This window comes from Pseudomonas kitaguniensis (genome assembly GCF_049199985.1).
GTDB lineage: Bacteria > Pseudomonadota > Gammaproteobacteria > Pseudomonadales > Pseudomonadaceae > Aquipseudomonas > Aquipseudomonas kitaguniensis.
The window spans coordinates 143,518-168,257 of record NZ_JBLZPT010000009.1 but is presented as its reverse complement, the minus strand read 5'-3'; the positions used below and the strand labels follow the sequence as shown (position 1 = coordinate 168,257).

Below are 24,740 nucleotides of genomic sequence, written 5' to 3'. Positions count from 1 at the left end.
ATAGGGCCAGCGGGCTGTTGTGGCGAGCGCGCTGAGAGGCCTCTACAACCCGCTCGCCACGACCCAACACGGCAAAGTCGATAAATGCGATCCACTTCACAAAACACCCGCGAACTTTTGTGAACTCCCCGGCACTAACCCTCACGACGCGAACTTGGTGGCTAAACAATGGCACCCAGGCGCCCTTTGTCGAATCGTTATCAAAACAGCGGCCGCTTGTCGGAATAAAAGCCTCTGTAACAAGCTGTCACACTTTTTGATAATTTTATTATTCTTATTAATCAATGACTTGCAGGTTTAACGCCGACGAATAGGCAGCTAGTCCAACTTCTTGGATCTGTCCAAGTTGGGTGTTAATTTGCCAGCCCTTGATTTTCGATGGATCGGATATGCCTTCGTTATTGCCACGGATTCGGACTGCGCTGTGCACGCTCACGCTCGCCTGCTTGAGCCTGAACACTGCCGCAGCGGCCCCCACACCGGGTGATCAGGACCTGATCCGCGACCGGCAAAACCGCCTGCTCGAAGAACAGCAGCGCCGCCTTGAAGAACTCAAGGACCTGCCCGGCAAAGAGGCCAAGCCGCAAGCCCCGGCCACGCCTGCCGACACACGCTGCTTCCCGATCAAAGACGTGCAACTGCAAGGCGCCGACAGCCTGCCGGCCACCGACCGCGAGCGCTTGCTCAAGCCCTACATCGGCCAGTGCCTGGGCGTCTCGCAGCTGAATGAACTGCTCAAGAACATCACCGATTACTACATCGCCAAAGGCCGCGTCACCAGCCGCGCCTACTTGCCGCAACAAGACCTCTCCACCGGCCACCTGCAAGTGCTGGTGGTGGAGGGCAAACTTGAAGCCTTGAGAGGCGCCGAAGGCAGCACGGTGACCGACCGTGAACTGGCCATGGCCTTCCCCGGCAAGGTCGGCGAGGCACTGAACCTGCGCGAAGTGGAACAACTGGTGGACCAGTTGAACCGTTTGCCGTCCAAGCAGGCGCAAATGGAACTGACCCCCGGCAGCCAGATCGGCGGCAGCGACGTGGTGGTCAAAAACACCCCGCAAAAGCCTTGGCGCGCCAGCCTGTCGCGTAATAACGACGGGCAAAAAAGCACCGGCGAACAGCAATGGGGCGCAGGCCTTGAGTGGGACAGCCCGCTCGGCCTGGCCGACCAGCTCGTGCTGCGCGGCGGCCACGATGCTGTCAGCGACCATCAAAAAACCTCGAAAAACAGCATGCTCTACTACAACGTGCCATGGGGTTGGTGGAACTTCAGTTACACCTACAGCGAGAGCGATTACCGCGCGCCGGGTTACGCCGACACCTTCAAGTTCAAGCAGTCGGGCGACAATGAAAACCACCAGTTGCGCGCCGAACGCGTGATCCACCGCGACGACGTCAGCAAAACCTCGCTCAACGTCGGCGTGGCGCACCTGCGCACTAACAACTACATCAATGACGAACAGCTTCAGACCAGCAGCAACCGCCTGAGCGAGCTGCAATTAGGCGTCAACCACGGCCGTCGCATCGGCACCGCCTTCGTCAACCTCGACCTGGGCATGCAAAACGGCATTGGCGCGTTCGACGCCCAGTCTGAACACGAGCGCGATGCTGACGGCAACCGCCAGCCCAGCGCGCGCTACCGCAAATACACGGCCACCGTCAGCTACCTGCAACCGTTCAGCCTGTTGGGCGAGGCGTTAAGTTTTTCCAGCTTGGCCACCGGCCAGCGCAGTGAAGACATTCTGTTCAGCCCGCAGCGCATCAGCCTCGGCGGCTCGGCCTCGGTGCGTGGTTTCAAGGACCAGGAACTGACCGGCGACAGCGGCGGCTACTGGCGCAACGAGGTGCGCTGGGCGCGCCCGGTGACCCTGGACTGGATGCGCCCGGCGTTCGTCGAATACGGCGCCAGCGTCGGTTACGACCAAGGCGTGATCAGCAACGGCCGCTACAACGGCGACGTGCACGGCCGGGTGTCGAGCAACTCGCTGGAGCTGTTCGCCCGTGGCAAATACGTGAGCACCAGCGTGACCTTTGCACATTCTTTGGAACGCCCGGCAGTGATGAGCGAGCGCGAAGCGCCGATCTACTTCCGTATGGATTTCTTCCTGTAATCAACGCCCCGTTACATCGAGAGTTCGACAATGGATGTTCGCCACTTTGCCTTCCTGGCCCGCCAACCTTCTGCTGCGTTGAAGCCGCGGGACTCGTTCTTTGGCCTGCCCAAGCGCGGCCTGGTGCTGATCCTGGCCAACGCGCTGTTCTGGCAGCCGCTGCTCGCCCAGGCCGACGGCATTGCGGTCAGTGCGCCCGGCACCACCGTCGGCCAGGCTGGCAACGGCGTGCCCGTGGTGAACATCGCCACCCCGAATGGCAGCGGCTTGTCGCACAACCAATTCAAGGACTACAACGTCGGCCCCAACGGCGTGATTCTCAACAACGCCACCGGCGCGATACAAAACACCCAGTTGGGCGGCAACATTATCGGCAACCCCAACCTCAAAGGCGGCGCCGCCAGCGTCATCCTTAACGAAGTCAACGGCGGCAGCCCCAGCCAACTGCGCGGCTACACCGAAGTGGCCGGCCAGTCGGCCAAAGTCATCGTCGCCAACCCCTACGGCGTCACCTGCAGCGGCTGCGGTTTCATCAACACCCCCAACGTCACCCTGACCACCGGCAAACCGGTGCTCGACGCCAGCGGCCAGTTGCAGCGCTACCAGGTCGACGGCGGCGCCGTGACCATCGACGGCGAAGGCCTCAATGCGAGCAACGTCGACCGCTTCGAAATCATTACCCGCTCAGCCAAGATCAACGCGCAAATCAACGCCCGCCAACTGGCGGTAATCGCCGGGCGCAACGACGTCGACGCCAACACCCTGGCCGCCACCCCGCGCGCCGACGATGGCAGTGCCAAACCCGAGCTGGCGATTGACTCGTCGGCGCTGGGCGGCATGTACGCTGGCGCGATCAAACTGGTCGGCACAGAGGCCGGTGTGGGCGTGAAGCTCGACGGCACGCTGGCGGCCAGTGGCGGGGATATTCAGCTTGATGCGAATGGGCATTTGAGCATGGCGCAGGCGGCGGCCAGCGGCGCAATCAACGTCAAAGCCGCCAGCCTCGACGCGCAAGGCCCTGTGTACGCGGGCACCGCGTTGGACGTGCACACCCAAGGCGACCTGACTAACCGCAAAAGCCTCGCCGCACGTGACCGCATTGCGCTGTCCAGCGGTGGCACGCTGACCAACGGCGACGTTATCGAAGCCGGCGTCAACACCGATAACACCCGCAATGCCGCTGGCGATGTGAGCCTGCGCGCCAACACCGTCAACAACACCGGCGCCAGCGTTATCGCAAGCCGTACAGTGGCCGTGGATGCCACCGCCTTAAACAATCAGGGCGGCACCTTGAGCGCGAAACAGCGCACACAGATAACCGCTGCGACCGTCGACAACCAGAACAAGGGGCGCATTCTCAGCAACGACAGCCTGAGTGTCACGGCTGACACCCTACTGAACACGCAAGGTGGGTTGGTCACCAGCAATGGCGCGCTGACCGCCGCCGTGGGCGACGTGCATAACCAGGGCGGCGAAGTGTCGAGCCTGGATACTGCGGCACTGACAGTGAATACCCTGGATAACGTCGCGGGCCTGGTCACGGCCGGCAAAGCGTTGAGCCTGAACATCGGCGCCTTGAATAATCAGAACGGGGTGCTCACCAGCCAGGGCAATGTCGCCCTCGCCGGGAATAATCTGGACAACCGCCAGAAAGGCCTGATCGCCGGGACCAGCGGTGTGCAGGTGAACGTGGCCAACATCGACAACCGCAACGGCGAGCTGTCGAGCCGGGCGGGCGTGCAGGTCAGCGCTACGCAATTGGATAACAGCGACGGCGGGCTGGTGATTGCCGGCAGCGGCTTGAACCTGACGGCGGATCAGTTGCTCAACCGCAACCAAGGGTTGATCAGCAGCGAAGGGCTACTGAGCGTGACGGCGGGCACGTTGGCCAACCGCGGGGGCACCGTTTCAAGCGCTGGCGCGCTGACCATCAGCACGCGCGGCGCCCTGGACAATCAGGGCGGGCGCCTGGTGACCGACGGCGCCTTGAACCTGAACAGCGCGAGTCTCGACAACAGCCAGCAAGGCACCCTGAGCGCACGACAAACTGCGAACCTCACCACCGCAGACCTGAACAACCAGCAGGGCGGCCAGATCACCAGCGCCGACAGCCTGACCCTGGCACTCAATCGTGGCCAGTTCAATAACCAGGGCGGGCTGATTAACGCGCCGCTGTTGATGCTCAATAATCTGAAGGACGTGAATAACCAGGGCGGCGAGATTTCCAGCAGCCAGGCGTTCACGTTGGCTGCAGACAACCTGGACAACAGCAACGGCAAATTGCTCAGCAACACCGCGCTGACCCTGCGCATCGGCCAGGCCCTGGCCAACGTCAAAGGCATGATCGCCGCCGCCTCGCTGGACGCCCACGCGGCCAGCCTGGACAACAGCGGCGGCACCGTCACCAGCCGTGGCGACACGCTGCTCAACGTTGATGGCCGCCTGACCAATCGCGATCAGGGCCTGCTCAACGCAGGCACCACGTTGACGCTTAACAGCGCCGAGTTGCACAACCAGAACGGCTCACTGCTGGGCAGTGCGATTGCCCTGGACTTCGGCAACGCCACGGGCGACCTGTATAACGCCGGTGGCCTGATCACCAGCGCAGGCAACCTGACCATCAGCCACTTGCGCGACCTGAGCAACCAGGGCGGCGAACTCTCCAGCGCGCAAACCGTGAACCTCAGCGGGCGCACGCTGGACAACAGCGGCGGCAAGTTGATAAGCAATAACCTGCTGGTACTCACTGCCGAAAACCTGATCAACCAGAACGGCCTGATGTCTGGCTGGCAAGGCCTGAGCGTCAGCGGCGCTAACCTGGACAACCGCAACAACGGCACGCTGTCGAGCCGCTATGGCGACTTGAATGCCACGCTGACCGCCAGCCTGCTCAACAGCGGTGCGGGCGCACTGGTCAGCCAGAAAGCGCTGACCGTTAACGCCGCCCAGTTGGACAACAGCGCCAATGGCGTGCTTTCCAGCGCCACCGGCCAGACGCTCACCGTCGGCGGTTTGCTGAACAACGCCCAAGGCGGCGTGATCGACAGCGCTACGGCGCTCACACTGAACGCGCAGAACCTGGATAACACCGCCGGCAGTATCACTGGCGGCACCGACACGCGTCTGGACCTGCTTGCCACCCTGACCAACACCAACGGCAAATTGGCCAGCGGTGGCCCGCTGCTGATCAGCCGTGCGGCGCAGGTCAACAACCAGGGTGGCCAACTCGCCAGCCAGGGTTTGCTGACCTTATTGACCGGCGGCCTGGATAACCGCAACCGCGGCACACTGGCCGCCAATGACCGCCTGAGCATCACCGCCAGCGGCCTGGTGCAGAACGGCAGCGACGGCTTGATCTACAGCCAGAACGCGGACCTCACGCTCACTGCCAACCGGCTGGACAACAGCGCAGGCGCAGTGCAAAGCCAAACGGGCCTGGCCCTGAACGTGGCCGACGCCGTCGACAACCAAAGTGGCAAGCTGATCGCCCAAGCGGGCGACCTGAACGTCAGCGCCGCCAGCCTCGACAATCGGGGCGGCACCCTCGCCAGCCTCAAAGCCTTGCTGCAGACCCGAGTAGTCGGCGTGCTGCGCAACGGCTACGACCTCAACAACAATCGCCAGGGCGGCGTGATGCAGGGGCAAACCCTGGACCTGCAAGCCAGCGCCGTGGACAACTACGGTGGGCGCATTTCCGCGCAGGGCGGCAACGGCCTCGTCACCACCGGCAATTTCGATAACCGCAACGGCGGGCTCTATGCCAAAGGCCTGATGCGCGTGGTCGGGCACGACTTCGATAACAGTGGCGACAACGATGGCCAGATAGCTGCCCAGCAAATCGATCTGGACCTGAGCGGTGCACTGAACAACCGCTTGGGCATTGTGGAAAGCGAATCCACGCTCAAGGTGCACGCGGCCAGCCTCGACAACCAAACCGGGCGCCTGCGTGCGCTGGGCGCCGGTGGTACGACCGAATTCGCCATCGGTGGCGTGTTCGACAACCGCAACGGCGTGCTCGAAACCGCCAACAACGACCTGCTCCTGACTGCCGGCAGCTTGCAGAACCTTGGCGGCAGCGTGCTGCACGTCGGCACCGGCAACTTCGGCATAGCCCCCGCCAACCTCAACGACGTGGGCGGCAGCCTGGTCACGCGGGGTGACCTGACCATCAGCCAGGACAACTGGACCAACAGCAGCGTCATCCAGGCCGGGCAACTGACGGTCAACGTCAACACCCTCGACCAGACCGCGACCGGGCAACTGCTCGGCGCGCGGCGCTTTATCGGCAGCGGCGGCAACTGGACCACCAACGGCCTGATCGCCAGCGACGGCGACCTCGACCTGACTTTAAGCGGCGCGTTGAACAGCAGCGGGCGCATCAGCAGCCTGGGCAAATTGAACCTTACGGCTGCCCAAGCGAGCTTGAGCGACACCGCCAGCATCGCCGGTGGTGGCGTGACAAGCGCAACCATCAGCGGCGTGCTGAACAACCGCGGCCGCCTGACCTCGGCCACCGACTTGCTGATAAACGCGGGCACGCTCAACAACTACGCCACCTTGGGCAGCGGGCAAACACTGACCGCCACCACCGGCGCGTTGCTCAACGACCACGGCCTGATCTTCAGCGGCGCTGACATGAGCCTGCGTGTGGCGTCGTTGAACAACAGCTACGGCGACATCTACAGCATGGGCAACCTGAGCGTCGATCGCGACGGCAAGGGCGGCTTGGCCGACAGCATTATCAACAGCTCGTCGAGTCTGCAAAGTGACGGCGACCTGAGCCTCGCTGCGGGCTCGATCAAAAATGAACGTGCGGTGCTGACCGTGAATAACGCGGGCGTCTACACCGCCTCCGCCACTGAAGGCACCTGCATCGAGTCGGTTAACGCCGGTGACTGCAGAGCCGGCGGCACGCCGCGCAACTACGTATGGGAACTGGTGACCCGCGACAAGCTGGAAGTATTGGCCGCCAGCGCGGGCTCCAGCATCACCTCGGGCGGCAACATGACGCTGACCGGCGGCGATTTGCTCAACAGCAGCAGCTCTATTGCTGCCGGTGGCAACTTCACCGCACGCCTGAACAGCCTGGTTAACACCGGCATCGAAACCGGCGAAACCGAAACCTATCGGCTGTTTACTTCCGAGCGCACCAAGCACCCGGATGGCTGGTTCAGCGCCGCCAGCGCACTGACCGATAAGTATTGGTACAAAAGCCCTGATTACACGCCCAATGACCTCGGCGGCCTGCAAGCGGCCGTCGCCAACTTCATCGGTTTGATGGAGAGCGAGAGGACCCAATTCGGCAAAGTCACCAAAATCGCCAGCGATGACCAACGCTACGCCGCGGTGATTCAGGCCGCTGGCGCGGTGGACGTCAAGGCGCAAGCCGGTATCGACAACAGCGTTGTACGCCTGGGTTACCACTACATTGGCGCGGGTGCGAAAACCGCGACCGCGGCCACCGGTGCCAGTGGCGCCGCCGGTTACTCGACCCTCGTGACCCTCAATCAGCAACTGCCGCCTGACTTGGCCCAACAGCAGATCAACCCGCTGAGCTTGCCGGGTTTTGCGTTGCCGAGCGGGCAGGGTGGTCTGTTCCGCCTCAGTGGTGAAAGCGCCAGCGCGCCTGCCAGCACCGGCCCTCAACCTTGGACGTTGGGCGGCGGCACCGTCGACCGTGCGGCGGCTACCGGCCCGGTCGTGCCGGGTAGCGGCACTTCGGCCGATGGCGTGGTGATCAACCGCGTGCAAGGCCTGCCCGACAGCCAGTTCGTCTCCAACCCGCAAAAGTACCTGATCGAAACCAACCCGGCGCTGACCAACCTCAGCCAGTTTTTGAGTTCTGATTACATTCTGTCCAAGCTGGGTTTTGACCCGGACCAGGCACAGAAACGCCTCGGCGACGGCCTCTATGAACAACGCCTGATCCAGCAGGCCGTGATTGCTCGCACCGGCCAGCGCTTCATCGATGGCCAGACCAGCGATACAGCGATGTTCAAGTACCTGATGGACAACGCCCTCGGCAGCCAACAGGCACTCAACCTGTCGGTAGGCGTGAGCCTCACCGCCGAACAAGTGGCGGCGCTGACCCACGACATCGTGTGGATGGAAAACGCCACCGTCGCCGGCCAGCAAGTGCTGGTGCCGGTGCTCTACCTGGCCCAGGCCAACAACCGCCTGGCGCCCAACGGTGCACTGATCACCGGCAGCGACTTAAGCCTGGTGTCCGGGGCTGATCTGAACAACGTCGGCACCTTGCGCGCCACCAATAACCTCGCTGCCAGCGCTGGGCGCAACATGGTCAACAGCGGCCTCACCCAAGCGGGTAACCGCCTTGATCTGCTCGCCGGCAACAGCCTGACCAACCGCGCCGGCGGCATCATCGCCGGGCGCGACGTCAACGTAGGCGCGGTGAATGGCGACGTGCTCAACGAGCGCAGCGTCATCAGTCACCAGAGCAGCAGCGGCTACCGCACCGAACGCACCGACTTCGTCGACAACGCGGCGCGCATCGAAGCCGCCAACACCCTGACCGTGCAAGCCGGCCGCGACGTCAACAGCAGCGGCGGGGCGCTTAAAAGCGGCGCCGACACGCAGATACAAGCTGGGCGTGACGTGAACCTGGCCACCGCTGAACAGCGCAATGCCAATACCGTCAGCACGTACGCACGCAGCAGCAGCGTGGCGCAGTACGGCACGGTTGTGGAGGCAGGGCGTGACTTTCAAATTGTGGCTGCGCGGGACATCAGTGCGATTGGCAGCCAGTTGAATGCAACGCGTGATTTGGCGATGGCGGCCAAGGGCAATGTGGTCTTGGCGTCGGCGGCGAATGAACAGCATGCGGCGTTTAACTCCAAAAAGGTCACCAGTCAGGAAGACCATGTGCAGCAAGCGGGCACATCGTTAGTGGCCGGTGACAACCTTTCCCTGAGTGCAGGCAACGACCTCGTCGTTAGTGCCAGCCGCGCGAGTGCGGGCAAGGAAGCCTACCTGTACGCAGGCAATGACCTGGCGCTGAACGCCGCACAAAACACCGACTACAGCTATTACCGTAAAACCAAAACCAGCAGCGGGTTGCTCTCCAGCAGCCAGAAGACGCGCATCGACAGCAGCAACTCAGTCACCCAGCAAGGCTCCTCCATCAGCGCCGACACCGTGGTCGTGCGTGCCGGTCGGGACATTGGCACCCGTGCCAGCGACGTCGTGTCCACCAACGCCACCAGCCTGATTGCCGGGCGCAATGTGCTGATCGACGGGGCGACAGAAACCGTCGAGCAAAGCCATTCGTCTTCGGTCAAAAAATCGGGGCTGCTGAGCACTGGCGGCATCGGCGTCACCCTGGGTTCGAGCAGCAACAAGAACACCTCCACCAGCACTACCGAAACCACCCGCGCCAGTAACATCGGCAGTGTGGTTGGCAGCGTGAACGTCCAGGCCGGCAACGACCTGACCCTTCGAGGTTCTGACGTTGTTGCCGGTAAGGACATCAGCCTGGTTGGGCAAAATGTCAGCATCCTGGCTTCCGAGAACAACAACCGCAGCGAGCAAACCTCCAAGAGCAAATCCAGTGGCTTGACCCTGGCGCTGTCCGGCACCGTGGGCAGCGCAGTGGATTCCGCTTACCAGACCGCCAAGCAAGCCAAGAACGAGGACGACAGCCGCCTCTCGGCGCTACAAGGTGTGAAGGCGGGCTTGACCGGCGTGCAGGCCTGGCAAGCGGCGCAACAGAACGGCGGCATGAACAGCGGCAACGCCAGCCAATTTGTGGGTATCAGCCTCTCGCTGGGTTCGCAAAAGTCCGACTCCAAACAAACCCAGGAGCAGACACTCAGCCAGGGCAGCAGCCTGACGGCGGGCAACAACATCACCATCGTTGCAGACGGCAATGGTACGCCCGGTGCTGCGGGTGACATCCGTGTTCAAGGCAGCAAGCTGCAAGCCGGCAACGAGATGCAGTTGGCGGCAGAGCGTGATATTCGCCTGGAAGCTGCGGCTAACAATCAAAAACTCGATGGCAAGAACAGCAGCAGCGGCGGTGCCGTAGGCATCAGTGTGGGCGTAGGTTCGCAAGAGAGTGGCTTGAGCGTCTTCGCCAATGCGAACAAGGGAACCGGTAACGAAAAGGGCACCGGCACCACGTGGACAGAAACAACCCTGGACGCAGGCAAACACGTCAGCCTGATCAGCGGGCGCGACACGGCCCTCAAAGGTGCGCAGGTCAGTGCAGACAATATTACTGCCTCTGTGGGTCGCGACCTCACGCTGCAAAGTCTGCAAGACACCGATAACTACAAGTCCAAGCAGACGGATGTCAGCGGCGGCGTCAGTTTTGCCATCATCGGCAGCGGTGGCAGTGCAAATCTGAGCATCAGCAAAAGCAAAATCGACTCCAACTACCAAAGTGTGCAGGAGCAGACCGGATTATTTGGCGGCAAAGGCGGCTACCAAATTGATGTGGGCAACCACACGCAACTCGACGGCAGCGTGATCGCCAGCACGGCCACGCCGGACAAAAACCGCCTGAGCACCAACACCCTTGGCTGGAGCGTTTTAAAGAACAAGGCTGACTACACAAGCCAGTTGCAGAGCGCCAGCGCCAGCAGTGGCAGCGATGGCGCTGAAGGTTTCATCAGCAATATGCCGAGTGGCACCTTGATCGCCTCCAATCACGGCGACAGTGACAGCGGCACCACCTCGTCGGCGATCTCCAACGGAACCCTCGACCTCCGCGACCCTGCCAAACAGCAGCAGGATGTGGCGACGCTGAGCCACGATGTTGAACACGCCAACGGCAGCATCAGCCCGATTTTCGATAAGGAAAAAGAGCAGAAGCGCCTGCGGCAGGTGCAGTTGATTGCGGATATTGGTACTCAAACCGTCGACATTGTGCACACGCAAGGAGAGCTCAACGCCCAGGACGCGGGCCGCAAAGAACTGGCCGCTCAAGGCGTTGATAAGCCAACGAGTGAACAGATCGCTGCCAGCGCTGCGTACAAAAAAGTCATGGTTGACTACGGCGTCGGCGGTAACTACCCGCGCGTAGCTCAGGCCGTGACAGCGGCATTGCAGGGGCTGGTTGGGGGCGACATCGGTTCAGCCATTGCGGGCGCATCGGCGCCGTACCTGGCGCAAGTCATCAAGAAAACTACTGGAGACAACCTCGCACTCAACACCATGGCGCATGCCGTATTGGGTGCGGTGGTTGCGCAGGTACAGGGTAACTCGGCGCTGGCAGGCGGCGCCGGGGCAGCGACGGGCGAGTTAATCGCCCATCAACTTTATCCGGGTATAGCCGCGGATGATCTGACGCAGAAGCAAAAAGAGACGGTTTCAGCACTGTCCGGTTTGGCTGCCGGGCTGGCTGGAGGGATTGCAGGTGGTGACCTGAGCGGCGCAGTGACGGGCGCGCAAGCGGGTAGTAATGCTGTTCAGAACAACTACCTGAGCAAGGCGCAGAAAGCTCAGCGTGACGCGGAAATGGCCGGCTGCGAGGGCACGGTTTGCCGGACAGGAACTGCGACCAAGTGGATGGCGATCGACATCGCGCAAGACGCCAGTTTTACAGCAGGTACTGCCGCTGGCGCTGTGTTGGGGCTGAATGACGCCGTTGATAGCATCGTGCACACCGCTGGCAACCTTAGGGAAACGTACGCGGCCCTCAAGGCCGTGGTTGAGAGCGGCGGCGTTTGGGATTCGGTCAAACAGACGTACATCGACCGCATTGATACATTGCAGGCACAGTTTGAAGAAGCCGGTCCCAGTGGTTCATACCTGGCTGGGGTTGAAACTGGAAAGCTGTTGAGTGATATGGCGGGTGTTCTTTCAGTTGGCGGGGGGGTCGTGAAGGGCGGCGCCTTGCTGGCGGAAAAGGTCGCTGCTAAGGTCACCAAGGCCGAGTTCGAGGCGGTGGCAAAAGCTTCGACGGACAGGCCGTCACTGACCAGCAATAGTGGTGGGTTGGATACGAAAGCGGCAGCGGAGGCTCCCAAACCGGCTAGCATTACCACTATTACGGACGAGATGAAGGCTGATCCTTACGATCCGGATTGGCAGCGTTACGTGGGTAACGAGCCCAGAGCAGTCGGGGCGGATGTTGTTAGCGGAGGTGAAAAAGCGACCGGCGAAGCTGCTACTCAGATCCCAGGCCGAGTGCAGTCGCGTGTAAACATTGCCAGTGGTCGCACGGAAACGACTCCTCTTCGTGATAACGGCAATCCCGTATCTGCGGGTTTCGATCACGTTGTAGATGGGCATTTCAATAGAGAAATTTCCAACTCGCGCTCCGTGTTTACCATTGCTCCGGATGAGCTGAAAGGCATCCTACAGAGCAGTTCTGTTGTGAAGTCTCCAGTTGTTGCGCTGCCAGATGGCCAATTCGTAAGAACGGTTGATGTGGGTCGGGCTATTGGCACTACTACATTGAAGGATGGTGGTGTTCCTACGTCTGTGATAAAGGTATTCACCGATAAAGCAGGAAATTTAATTACGACCTTCCCGGTTAAGGTGGGCAACTGATGCGTACTCTACCCATAAAGATATGGCATGAATTCCAGTCGGTGGTGGAAAGTCTGAGTGACGAAACACCTCCGAGGCAAGTTCTTCAAGTAATACTATTTTGGATGAGAAGTAACCATAAGCATCTTGCCGGTGAGCCGTTTTCGGTCTATGGGTTCGATAGCTTTACGAAATTAGATGAGAGGGAGATTCCAGTTGAATACTCTTCCTTTAAGGTGAGTGATTTAATTAATTTCAAGAGTGTTATTTTGAAACGTCAGGCTAGAGATGTAGAGTCGATTGCCAGGTTTTTACGCGATACGATTGAGGAGTTAGCGACTGTCGAAGTTGATGAGCAATGCCCCAGATGTGAGTCTGAGGGAATGCGCGCCTTTATAGGTAAGCATAATGGATTGTTGGCTTATCAGTGCAATGTCTGTGGGTACTCCCATTATTCAGATGGGTCTAGGGTTGAGAACGGTGGATTAGAATTTGCAAGTGAGAGGCAGTTGCGAGAGCTTGGCCTGATTTAATGGTGCAAAAGCTACTGCTACTCCACGCACTCCACTAGCTGGTCCTACTGAAAACTGGAAAGTTTTTGTTAATGCTGACAGCAGATTCAACTGTAAGCAGGTGCTGGGCAGTGTGTAGATCAAGTTATCAATGAAACTCTATCTGGTAAGAAAAATTTCACGAGCTCTATGACGCTCACAACCGATGACGCCCTATCAGCAGGGCAAAAATATCTCGGCCCGAGTACAGGGAAATCGGTAAGCCCGGCTCAGGGGTGTTTCACAGCGCTGATGGCACCAAGGCAGGAGCACACGCGCCGGGAGTTCCGCATGTACATTTCGGAGTTAAAGAACCTGTGACGGGGAAATATATTTCTAACAATCATGTTCCCTATGCGGGCTAGGATATAGATATGTCTATCGTTCGGAAGGGTATTGTTGTCACTGGCGAATATTCTGGCTGGGAAATTGATGTAGCGGATGACCGTAATGGCGACACTGGCGGGTATTATCTTTACTTGAAGAAAAGTGCTGCTGAAGGGTTTGACTACTGGTTCGAACATGAGGCAGGGCTTCAGGCTCAGCTAGTTGATTTTGAGGTGGAGTGGATAGTTTGGTAAATTTAATCAGCATGGCTTTTAATTTGTCTTCGGTGCAAAAGGCATGCTGAACACATCCTTGCTTGGTGAGTCAGCTGCTAATGGTGTGAAATTTACCCCAGAGAATGTCATCGCCACGACTCCAGTGACAGATCCATGCAGCGGTCTGCGTTAGAAGAAAAATAGGCTTCAGTACACGATTAATGCAAAGACAAATGTTGGTTCGCTGTGCCTATTTCTCACGCTCAAATCGGGCGGCACCAGGCCGCCCGGGCTGTTACTCAGGAAGGATCGGCATTGAGCCTGCGACTGATGACGTCCAGCAAATCACACCCGTCGCGCAGCGGAATAGCCAGCAAATGGGCGAAGTCTTGAAGCACCACAGCATCGCTGCGGAGTTGCTCGCGGAAAGCCAGATTTTCCAGCAGTTGAGTGACTGCCCGAATTCTGAACACAGCGGCATCGTGGAGGACGTCGAGAGGCGCTTTGGTGTCGATGAGCAGTGCGGGGACGGTGCAGTCGTGGCCCGTGAGGGGCATGTATTGGGTCATTTGAAACCTCGTTTAGATGGTATGAGAGCCATCACCTGTTCGTCGCCAAACGAATTGGGTGGCAGCCGTACGCAGGTTGGCGAACCGGAAACGAGAAACCGGCAGACCCGAAGGTCTCCCGCGCACAGCCGCCATAACAGCGACTCTGCAGGTGCAAAAAAGCCTGCAAAAAAACGCAGAACGTTTTTGCACTCGTTATCGGGTCGCCAAACCCGTTCGCCCTATTTGGGCGACGGCCGGACTATAAGCCCCGCGCCCAAATCCACGCAAGGCATCAAAGCAGCAGCGAAATAATATCCTCTCATGTGTTCACCGACGTTGCCGATACGTTGGCGGTGATTAAACGCATCACATAACCCGCGCCGGTAACTCGCCGCCGCTCTCAACCCGTTTTACCGTTACCCCACAAGGAAGAAGTACATGATCAAGCTGTTCTGCAAAGCTGCCGTGGTGTTGTCCCTGGCCGCGTTGTTCGGCTGCTCCTCGACGCCGTCCGTGGAGAAGATGCAGGCGGACGTGGCCAACTATTCGTTGCCCAAGGCTGCAGTCGCCGATAAAGGCCTGGTGTATGTCGTACGCCCAAGCAATGTCGGAATGATGGTGCGCTTCAACGTGTTCCTGGATGACAAGGAAGCCGACTCGGAGATGGGTTACAACCGCGGTAATCAGTACATTTATTTCTTCGTCACGCCGGGCCAACACGTCATCAGCTCCAAAGCTGAAAACTGGGCTGACATGCCGATCAACGTCAAAGCCGGTGAGGTTGTGTACCTCAAGCAGGAAGTCGACATGGGCTTCGCCATCGCGCGCAACAGCCTCAAAAAGCTGAGCGATTTGGAAGGCCGTTACCTGGTCAAGGACGCGTCTTTGGGCACCGTGACCAAAGAAAGCAAGTGAGTTAAAAACGCTTGCGGCAGCCGGGCTTCAGGCTCGGCCGCTTGGCTTTTTGAACCAGCACAATCATTAAAGGACTGATGTGAAAAACCTCCTCCTGATTATCCTCTCCGCCCTCATCCTTGGCGGCTGCGTCAGCCACCCTCTCACGCCCGAGCATCGCGCGCAGGTCAAAACGGTCAAAGTGCTGCCCGTAAAATGGGCGAAAAACATGGTCTACATGGGCCGTGAACAAGCATGGGGCGCGGCGTTGGGCGCCGGGCTTGGCGCGGGTGTCGGCATGGCCAGCGGCGCGTCGAAGTTGGGCACGGCGGCGTTGAGCGGCGCGGGTTTCGCCGCTGGCATGAAGGTCGGGCAACTGGCCGAGATGTCGACGCCTGCGGCGATCCTCACGGTGATGGACGCCGAAAATATCGACGTGGGCGTGTTGCTCAAACAGGCTTTTGTGGAGGCCTTGGGCAAAACCTCATCACTCAAGGTGGTGGGTGACGATGAGCCGGCCGATGCGAACATTCAACTGACGGTGAGCGAGTGGGGCTTTCGCTTGACGCAGGGTTTCAGCAGCGTGGTGTACCCGACGCTCAGCGTGGTGGCGCAGATGGACCGCGGCGACGAAATGCTCTGGCGCACGTTTGAGACAATCACGCCGTTCAACGGCCAGAATGTTTACGGCTACACGCCGCTCGTTTATCGCACCGACCCCGAGGCGTTGCGCCGCGCGCTGACGGGCATCACGCAGATCTCCGCAAGTTACCTGGTGAAAGAACTCAAGTAAGGCTGCGTGTTTTTTGCGCAGGGCCCTGTGGCCAGCGAGCAAGGCCGCTACACTGGCCCCTGATTCTGCGGATAAAGGGGCTAACCATCGAAATGCTCGCTGCAAACGACGTAGCCAGCGACGAGTCGCTGCTTTCCCGCTACCGAGCCGGTGATGCTGCGGCGTTCGAGATTTTGTACGCGCGGTACCGCCAGGGCCTGTATCGGTTTTTGTTGTCGCTGAGCAACAAGGTTGAACTGGCCGAAGAGGTTTACCAGGAGACTTGGCTCAGCCTGATCCGCAGCGCCACTCAGCCACAGGGCCGGGCGAGTTTTCGTACGTGGCTGTTTCAGATTGCCCGCAACCGGCTGATCGATCACTGGCGCAAGCACGGCCTACACAACCCGTTGCACGACAGCTACGACGAGCAACTGCACGCCCAGCCCGACGCCAGCGCCGGCCCTGAGCAGCTACTGAGCCTGAGCCGCGACCAGGCTCGCCTCGATGCCGCGTTGCAAGACTTGCCCGAAGACCAGCGCGAAGTCTTCCTGTTGCGCCTGCACGGTGACCTTGAAGTGCCGCAAATCGCCACGCTCACCGGCGCCCCGCTGGAAACCGTAAAAAGCCGCCTGCGTTACGCCCAGCAGAAACTGCGCCGCCTGCTGGCCGAGGAGATGCCCGCATGACCGACTCCCGACACACCCCGGACCCCGACGACCTGCTCGTCACCCATTTTCGTCAACACGGCAGCGGCGAACCGCCTGCGTCCCTCGACGCGTTCATCCTCAACGCCGCCCGCCGCGAAGCGCCAGCGCCGCAGCCGAGCCTGTGGCAACGCTGGCTGCTGGCCTGCCGTCGACCGCGCTGGCAAATGGCATTTGCCACCGTCGCAGGCGTAGCGCTAATGGTTGGCATGCTGACACGCTCACCGGTGCCGCAACCGGAGCTGGCCACTGCTACCTTCTCCGCGCCAATGGCCCGGCTGGCCGTCGCACCCCACGTGAACGGCGCGCCGGCTAACGCGGAAATCGCCGCGTCGTTGGCGGATCAGCCCGCGGCAGCACTCAGCAAGCGCGCCCCGGTTGCATCGCCTTCGCTGGAGGAGGGCTTGCAGCAAATTGTGAGCCTGCGCCGGGCTGGGCAAACCAAAGCGGCGGATGAAAAACTGCTGGCGCTGCACCAGCGTTTTCCCAATGAAGACCTGCCGGCGCGGTTGGAAGCGTTGAAGCGCTGAGGCGGCGAGCCAGGCACAAAAAAGCCCCCGCACCGGATGCGGGTGCGGGGGCTGTTTTAGCGGCGGGTATCAGTGTTCCATCACTGCGCGGCTTGCCTACAGTTTGAAGCGCGAAACCACCGTGCGCATCTCTGCGGCCAACAGCGAAAGCTCTTCTGCCGTGATGGCGTTGTCTTCCACGCCTTCCATCAGCACGACGCTGCCGTTACGAATTTCAGTCACATTGCGGTTGATGTCTTCAGACACGGCGTGCTGCTGAACCGCCGCACTCGCAATCTGCGTGTTCATCCCGACAATCTGCTCAACCCCATCGTTGATAGCATCCAGGCTGTTCGACGCCTGGTCGGCGGACGCAATACATTCTTGCGCACGTTGCTCGCCCGCTTTCATTTGTTCCACGGCTGCCGAGGTCGCCACCTGAAGCTCCTGGATAATCCGGCGGATTTCTTCCGTGGAGTTCTGCGTGCGCGAGGCCAGGGTTCGAACCTCGTCAGCCACCACGGCAAACCCGCGACCTTGCTCACCGGCTCGCGCCGCTTCAATCGCAGCGTTCAGTGCGAGCAAGTTGGTTTGGTCGGCGATGTTGCGAATCACCTCAATCACGCCGCCGATCTGCTGGCTGTGCAGTGCAAGCGCCGAGACCTTCTGCGCGCTCAGTTGCACTTCGTTGGCCAGCGCCTCAATGGTCACGCGCGTCTCTTGCATCATCGCAAGCCCGGTGTTGGATGCCTGGCGCGCATGCTCGGCGGCATGCGCTGCGCCTTCGGTGTTTTGCGCGACGTCCGCGACGCTGGCGGTCATTTCGTTGATGGCCGTTGCGACTTGCTCGGTTTCCTGTTGCTGCACATTCATCGAGTGCTTGGCGCGATCGATCGACAAGCCCATGCGCGTGGACGCGTCGGACACCGAACGCGAACTGCGCTCGACCTGTGAAAGCGAATCGGCGAAGGCCTGAACCATCAGATTGAGGCTGGTACTCACGTCGGCCATCTCGTCTCTGCCCTGCACCGTGAGGCGCGTCGTCAGGTCGCCCTGAGCGATCAGCCGCGCGGCGTTGAGCACTGCGTTGATGGTGCTGCGCATGGCGCTGTAGATACCGCTGAACGCATACGCCAGCAGCAAGCCCATAAAGGCAAACATGCCCAGGATCAGCGACCGTTCAGAGGTTTTCTCATGGCTGCGTTGGTCCAGCGTGTCCATCAGAGCAGCTTGCAAAAGGTCCTGCGCCTTGTACAGCTCGGCAACCACCGCGTTGCCCTTGGGCAGCAAGTTCTGTACGCCGCTCAGGGTGTCGCTCGTTGAGCCCACCATGGCCTCAAGGTCGCTGCGGAAACTGTCGAGGTCGCGTAACGCATTAGTCACCGGTGCCTGGATTTTATCGGCGAGTACAGGCTCTTTACGACGAAGCAGGTTAAGACTCTGTTGCAGTTGCAGGCGGATCAGTTGCTCTTGCTTGAGCAACGACTGGATAACCAAGCGGTTGCCATCGCCCAACGGTTGCCCGTCACGCAGGCCGCTGGTCATGCCGCGCAGCTGCCCGACAATGTTGATCTGGCGCGGCAACCTCAAGGTACTTTGATCGATCATGAACAGCGATGCGAAATCCTCATCCAGCACCATCCCGGACGTGGCAGAGACGAAATAGACGAAATTCAATGTTTCCGTCAGTTGATCATTCCATTCGTCGAACATCTTCGCCTGGTTGGCATTGCCTTTGGCCTGCTCAATCAGTTTTTGTGCACCTGCCCGTAAACGCTGCACGCGATCACCGGTTTCCAGTTGCGCATTAAATTGCCTGTCAATGGTCGCCAGTTTGGAAAAAGCCTCTTCAAGCTTTGCCTGGTTGGCAGACAGGTCGGCTTGAGCGGTCTGGTCACCACTCAGCAACCGGTTAGTCAGCGCCCGCTGCAGCATGGACAAGCGCAGTACCGGCGTCACCTCCATCAGGTAGCGCTGGCCAAGCTGCTCCGAACTGATATTTTCAAGGCTGTCGTTGAGTTGATGGATGATGCGCCAGCCCAGCAACACCAGCGGGATCAGGACGATGATAGCCAGCAGGCCGAACTTGGTGGGGAAGCGTAGGCGGTTAGCCAGGTTTACGGCAGGAGTAAGGATGTTCATGGTTCTCACAGGCCCGGAATGGGACGGTTTGTTTGTGTTTTTGGGGTGAGAACGGTCCATTTTCTCGAGGTTGCCTGGCTCTTTTCGGCTTTCTCGGCTTTTCAACGTTTGAATGAAATTAATCGTTACATTTAACGTGTCGGCGTTGATGCTAAATACTTTATAAAAAGTTGTACAAATTTATATTTTTGTATAAGAAAGGATCTTTTCGAGAGCGGTGATGTCGCAATGGCATCATCCGTGGAGGCGTTGTGCATCAGGCGTCTTGGGAGGGATGCTCAGCAGATCTCAAGCTATCGCACATTCGTCCGATAATCTGAGGGTACGGTCACTGCCAGCGTTGACAGCCCGACCTTTGGGAATGGAACGCCTGGTGGGACTACCCCCCGAGCACGTAAAGGATTGCGAATGCGTACCCTGTTTAAAATTTGGCTGTCTGTGTTGCTATTCGGCCTGTTTTTTTACCTTCCCATGTATGTTATTTCGAACAATGCAATCAGCGCTGTCGAAGAACTTACGCCTAAAGATCTGATCCCGCTAACTGGCACTACCGCGCAAGACCCAGAGCGCAAAGAGCGGCTGTTGGCAAGCATGGGGATAGATACAAGCAGAGAACTTGAGGATGCGCTTGAGGACAATAAGTTGCTGTCCAACGTGGACATCCGCTACGTCGAGTCTGAGCAAGCCCACAAAATTTTTGCGGCAACAGGCATGAAGGTAGTTGAAGCCCGTGCAGAACTCGCGGGTGGAAAACACATCGCCCTGTTGTTTTCTGTAGCACCCAAACATTTTTTACGCAGTTGGGCCACCGTCACAGGGTTACTCGGTGTTCAGGTATCGGATGGGCAACACACGATCAACCTGGTCGACGGCCCTGCTGACGAAACCTATATTTGGATGCTGTTCGAAAAATCGGGCAAAGGCGGGGCTGAGTCCATACAGCGTCTGACCAACCGCTTTGACCTGGCTGTGGCCGGTATTAACGAGCGTGAGCGCGCAAAAAATGCCGCTGCCACAACGCCAACACAGACACTTGAAAGCCACACCGTCGCGGGCAACCCAAGTGCAGACAAAATCGTGATCTTTCAATACGAGGGCCAACCTGCCTATTGCGCTGACGAGGGGCAGGACGGTCCCAACTGTCGTGGTGACGCATCCGCATTCATCGGCCAAGGCACTTATAAAGACTATATGGATGAAGGCAGCGCGCTGTGCATTGCGGGCGAAGCCGGTTGCGTACTCCCTGACTACTTTCCTGCCGACGTGCGGGGCTAAACGGAGCTGGCCGTTATGAGCCCGGCACATTGAATGTGACAGGGATATTCATTCTCGGGTTGCCAGACAGGAGATCGTCTAAATGTTAGTTCACCGCGCGACTGCGCTGTTATTGCTGTTACTTGCCAACCATTCGATGGCCGCCAGTTTTGACTGCACTAAAGCTGGCAATTTTGCCGAAAAAGAAATTTGCCGTGATGGCTACCTGTCAGGCGTCGATAACATCCTTGCGGGGCGCTACAAGGCTGCCCTGAGCGCCACCGATCAGCCGGATGAGCTTCGCCAATCCCAGCGTGACTGGCTTGTTATTCGCGACCAATGCACCACACAGAAATGCCTGGATCAAACACTGGGTGCGCGTATCAAAGCGCTTGAAAACATTAAAAGCGCCGAAACAGGCAAGAAACTGGAGGCTGAGCGGCAACAGCAAATGGCCAAATCTTACGCTGAAGAAGCTGAAAGAACGCGCCGCGAAAACCAAGCTTACATAGCCCAAGAGCAGGCTTCTCAACAACGACGACAGGCCGCGCAACAGCAGGCTGTTAATGCTCAGCCGACGCCCCGTCAGACAGCCCCGCAGCCGCCAGCAAGTCAGGCGCCACAGAAAGAATCGCTATGGCAGCAGGTAGGCAACGTCGCATGGAAATGCGCGTTGCTGGCAGCAATCCTGGCGTCCTGCTGGGCGGTACTACGCCATCATCGGGAAGAGGCAACTATCTATAATGACTACACCGACGCCGCAATTACCAATGGTTTGCCAATCACCGGCTTGCTCATTGGCCTTGTTTGCGGCTGGTTAGGCATGCCTAAAGAAGTGTACCAAGTGTCTGTGGCCACCGGCGTGCTGCTGGCAGTCGTGTATGCCCTGTATGCCTCAGTGAAAACCAACCAAGGCGGCGTCAATATCCTACTGACCGTGATTGCCAAGCTGACCTTGGTGTCGGTGTTCTACATCGTCATGGGGCTGTTAATACTGTCGTTGTTTGGCACCGCCCGCAGAAAAGGTGAGTCGCTAACACAGGCCGAGGCGCGGCAACGCAGAGAAGCCAGGCAAAGCAGAGCCCACATAGTCGCAGCGTCATCGGGCTACAGCCTTTTAACAGCATGGCTGTGCCGTAGAGGTGAGTTCACGCCATTGTCTGAATGCCTGGAGTTTGGTCCGGAGCCGCAGGCTGTTTGAGGGTGTGTGTAGAGCGTGTGGCGCGGTGAAAGAGCGCTGAAGCGGTGGCTAGGGCGTGGGGGGAGCGGTTGCTTCGAGAGATGGATAGCGGGTAACAAGAGAGCCCGCACGAGGCGGGCTTCTTGGGGCGTTTCGTAGACCGTCAGAGACAGTCCGAAACCACTATATGGTGCCCCGGCGGGCTTCTTACTGGATCACTATCCATTTGAAAATAAAAGGTTTTTATTTCTGTTTTTAGGTCGGGGATACACGTAGGCAGGGTCCAGCCCTGCCTTGGCAACCTGCTGAACCTTATCCGAAGGTGCTAACGGGAGGCTGGGTCTGAGCCTTGAATGCTTTTTCTGCAGCCTTTCTACGGGTAGCAATGTCGCTAGCAAATGTTCTCAACTCGTTAATATGAATTTTTATCTCTGCTGGCGTTGGCCTATTTTCTGATAGAGATCTAGATTTATCGTGACCATACATCCAACTACTCGCAAGGGACATGTTAGTAGTTACTCGGTTAGCATCTGAAGGCTCAACTGTTATTTGACCTAGCCTAGTAGTTTGTACGCTGTTTCTTCCGCGGCTAACTATATCGAAGAAAAGGTCCTGCTCAATTGAAGACTCCCAAGCCTCCCTTAGTAGGCAGTAAAGCATTGCAGATTTTTTATTATAATTTGAAATATCCGAATCATAGAGATCTCTGAAGGTGTTTAACTCCTGCTCTAAGTTGTGCGCTCTGTTACTTGTGCTCATTCCACGCCAAGGTGCTTCTATATGGCAGAACCCAGAATCTTTACCATTTCTTCTGACTGTAAATGAAGAAACGGCAGGGCGTATGTTCTTACTTAAAGCCATTTCCGTGCACTTGCCATCGATCTCCATAATAAGTGCTAAGTCGTGGGTGAAGATTATTATTTGTCTTGATAAGGCTTCCAAACATAGACGGGACGCGATTTTTTCACGGTATACGTGATCAAGAGAACTAACAGGGTCATCAAAAACAATGGGTGATGAATTTGAGAATGTTTTAATTTCTGCAAGATACGCTGCCAGTGAAACAACTTTTTGCTCACCCTCACTGAGAACTTTTCCTGGTTTTTGTGCACCTATTGAAAAACTGTGGGAGGTGTCGCTGTCCTTAACGATTGGCGCTATATTAACTTCTAGTTCGATACCAAATGCATCCAGCTCTGCTTTGAAGTTACTAATAAAATCAGGTGTTACTAGTTCGGAAATAATTAACTTTGCCTTGCTGGAAAAGCGTGTTTTTGTCTGTTTCAGTGAGTTGATACCACTTTCCACATCTTTATTGTGTTTGAGACTGTTGATGTGGTTGATGATTTTCTCGGACGCGTCTGACAGCAACTTTTTAGTGTTTTTCTTCTTTAAGTTTTCTTTGGCTAATTCGTATTTTTCGGGAGATACATTTTCTTGAAGTTCTTCAAGTTTTTTGTTGAGCTTCTCAGAGATGCTGTCTTTTATAAATTCAGCAGAAATGTTGCTTTTGTTATATGCTGCATTATTAGGCTGGTCCGCTTTGAAAAACTCCTGTCTGGTCTTAAGTGTTCGGAAAGCTTCAGCCAATCCAAAGTCTGAACCTACTGCCTCCGCCAACTCGTTACAAAGGGGTTCATAAGCTTCTGACTCGGGTAAAGCCAGATTGATAATTTCATCTTTTTTGTTTTTTAAATTGGTACAAGCTTTGTCATAAGTTACTTTGCTCTTGTCTTGCATGAATTGCCAGAAGCGTTCAAGACGATCTTTTGCATGGTCATCAAGTGGTTGCATACAAAGGACACACAACGCGTCTTCGCTAGTGTTCGGGAATTCGCTTTCGGTATAGGCATGAGAGGTAGAAAAATCTTTGGCTGCGGTAAAAAGAATTTTCCAAGGGTCGGAGTGAACACCCTCTAACGGATCTGCTTTGTCAAAAGTTGTTAGCGAAAAGTCGTAAGCTTTTTTTGCAGCGACTTCAGCGACTTGTAAGTTATTAATTTCGTCAGGTTTTGTTTCGTTTAATATTTTTGCGGCAGCAGCTAGTTTTTGGATTGCTCGGGGAAGCCGCTCCGTTGAGATTTTTGTTAATTTCGCAATGGTTTTTACTGTTGTGCCATTTTCGTAGTCGGTAACAGTGCCTGTTAAGTTTTTTAGGTCGCTTGAATCTTGCTCACTCCAAGTGAGAGTGAGTTTCACGTCGGCGCTGTTGGTTTTGTCCGACATACGATCTAACCATGCTTGAACTTCTATATTTTCTTCTAAGCCGTTTATAATTGGTTTCTTCGCGTCTCGTAGCTTTAATTGAATTGTATTTTTGACGCTTTCTATTGCTTGGGATACATGGTCGAAGATGTCCGCGCCTCGGGGCTTGTATGTGACGCGGTTGGTGCTATCAAGCAAGGTTTTTCCGCAGTCGGTATCAAATACATTAATGGAGGCTAATTCCGCATGGTTTCTTCCTGGAGTCCAGGTCCATTCCTCTCGACTGCCGTTTTTCAAAAAGCTTATGCGGGCGGATTGCTTGGATGTCTTTGGCTTATAAATGTTACTGAGAAGTGTTGGTTCTACATGTTTTGCAAAGCATGCGTTTTTTAATATCCGGCTGTATCCTGATTTTCCTGAGCCGTTTTCTCCGTATATTAGTGTGATTCCAGAGTGTCCAAACGGTAGTTTGGCTTCTGAATGAATGGCATTGATATTTTCTACAATGTCGATGCTACACAGTTTTATAGGTTCGACGGAGGTTTCGGCAATGGCCCCGTCTAATTGATACACCGGCGGTGAGCATTCCTTATTTTCATTCTCATCATTAATGCCGAAGGCGCACAGTGCGTTTTTCGCAATTTGCTTAAGCTGGTCTGGACCCAACGCTGAGTCTTGTAAAAGGCGACGAACAAGGTCTGCTTCCCATTCTGGCAGGTCTTTTGCCGCCCATTCCACAATCGCTTGATACGAGTTCATGCACGTTCCTTGTAGTGGCTTTTTGATATGTTTTACTCGTAAAGCGCCTTGCCGTCTAGAAGTCATAAGCAC

At 57.4% G+C, this 24,740-nt stretch carries 13 protein-coding genes; 10 read left to right on the top strand and 3 right to left on the bottom strand.

All coding sequences use genetic code 11. From position 1 onward, the window contains the following. Positions 1-389: 389 nt before the first annotated feature. The 4 genes from ACOZK9_RS14055 (at position 390) to ACOZK9_RS14040 (ending at position 13,737) form a co-directional block, all read left to right on the top strand. Positions 390-2,111, top strand: coding sequence for a ShlB/FhaC/HecB family hemolysin secretion/activation protein (locus ACOZK9_RS14055; RefSeq protein WP_421556051.1), 1,722 nt, complete (start codon positions 390-392; stop codon positions 2,109-2,111). A 30-nt stretch (positions 2,112-2,141) separates the two neighbouring features. Next, positions 2,142-12,626, top strand: a complete 10,485-nt coding sequence (locus tag ACOZK9_RS14050; protein ID WP_421556050.1) for a hemagglutinin repeat-containing protein — start codon at positions 2,142-2,144, stop codon at positions 12,624-12,626. Beyond that, positions 12,626-13,138 (top strand): hypothetical protein, encoded by a 513-nt coding sequence (locus tag ACOZK9_RS14045; protein WP_058413017.1) that lies wholly within the window; start codon positions 12,626-12,628, stop codon positions 13,136-13,138. Before ACOZK9_RS14050 ends, ACOZK9_RS14045 begins: the two co-directional genes overlap by 1 nt. Positions 13,139-13,530: 392 nt before the next feature. Then, positions 13,531-13,737 (top strand): hypothetical protein, encoded by a 207-nt coding sequence (locus ACOZK9_RS14040; protein ID WP_421556049.1) that lies wholly within the window; start codon positions 13,531-13,533, stop codon positions 13,735-13,737. A 260-nt stretch (positions 13,738-13,997) separates the two neighbouring features. Here ACOZK9_RS14040 and ACOZK9_RS14035 read toward each other — a convergent pair whose 3' ends face one another. After that, the gene (locus ACOZK9_RS14035) at positions 13,998-14,255 is read right to left on the bottom strand and encodes a hypothetical protein (RefSeq protein ID WP_421556068.1); all 258 of its coding nucleotides are present in this window, start codon (positions 14,253-14,255) and stop codon (positions 13,998-14,000) included. A gap of 516 nt (positions 14,256-14,771) precedes the next feature. Between ACOZK9_RS14035 and ACOZK9_RS14030 the strand changes: the two genes are divergently transcribed. The 4 genes from ACOZK9_RS14030 to ACOZK9_RS14015 all read left to right on the top strand — a co-directional run bounded on the left by ACOZK9_RS14030 (position 14,772) and on the right by ACOZK9_RS14015 (position 17,149). After that, positions 14,772-15,164, top strand: coding sequence for a DUF2846 domain-containing protein (locus tag ACOZK9_RS14030; RefSeq protein ID WP_421556067.1), 393 nt, complete (start codon positions 14,772-14,774; stop codon positions 15,162-15,164). A gap of 79 nt (positions 15,165-15,243) precedes the next feature. Then, a complete protein-coding gene (locus ACOZK9_RS14025; protein WP_122250112.1) occupies positions 15,244-15,936 on the top strand; it encodes a hypothetical protein in 693 nt (230 codons plus the stop codon). Positions 15,937-16,028: 92 nt separating this feature from the next. Beyond that, positions 16,029-16,601 carry an RNA polymerase sigma factor gene (locus tag ACOZK9_RS14020; RefSeq protein WP_421556048.1) on the top strand — a complete coding sequence of 191 codons (573 nt, stop codon included), beginning with the start codon at positions 16,029-16,031 and terminating at the stop codon, positions 16,599-16,601. Continuing rightward, on the top strand, positions 16,598-17,149 hold the full coding sequence (locus ACOZK9_RS14015; RefSeq protein WP_152746244.1) for a hypothetical protein: 552 nt from the start codon (positions 16,598-16,600) through the stop codon (positions 17,147-17,149). The genes ACOZK9_RS14020 and ACOZK9_RS14015 overlap by 4 nt, the downstream gene beginning before the upstream one ends. Positions 17,150-17,245: 96 nt before the next feature. Here ACOZK9_RS14015 and ACOZK9_RS14010 read toward each other — a convergent pair whose 3' ends face one another. Continuing rightward, positions 17,246-19,270 (bottom strand): methyl-accepting chemotaxis protein, encoded by a 2,025-nt coding sequence (locus tag ACOZK9_RS14010; RefSeq protein WP_421556047.1) that lies wholly within the window; start codon positions 19,268-19,270, stop codon positions 17,246-17,248. 408 nt (positions 19,271-19,678) lie between these two features. On the opposite strand from ACOZK9_RS14010, the gene ACOZK9_RS14005 reads away from it, so the two are divergent. Further along, positions 19,679-20,545, top strand: a complete 867-nt coding sequence (locus ACOZK9_RS14005) for a hypothetical protein (RefSeq protein WP_421556046.1) — start codon at positions 19,679-19,681, stop codon at positions 20,543-20,545. A gap of 82 nt (positions 20,546-20,627) precedes the next feature. After that, a complete protein-coding gene (locus tag ACOZK9_RS14000) occupies positions 20,628-21,725 on the top strand; it encodes a lysozyme inhibitor LprI family protein (protein ID WP_421556045.1) in 1,098 nt (365 codons plus the stop codon). Between the two features lie 291 nt (positions 21,726-22,016). Here the strand turns inward: ACOZK9_RS14000 and ACOZK9_RS13995 are convergent, their stop codons facing one another. Continuing rightward, the gene (locus ACOZK9_RS13995) at positions 22,017-24,668 is read right to left on the bottom strand and encodes an AAA family ATPase (protein WP_421556044.1); all 2,652 of its coding nucleotides are present in this window, start codon (positions 24,666-24,668) and stop codon (positions 22,017-22,019) included. Between the last annotated feature and the right edge of the window lie 72 nt (positions 24,669-24,740).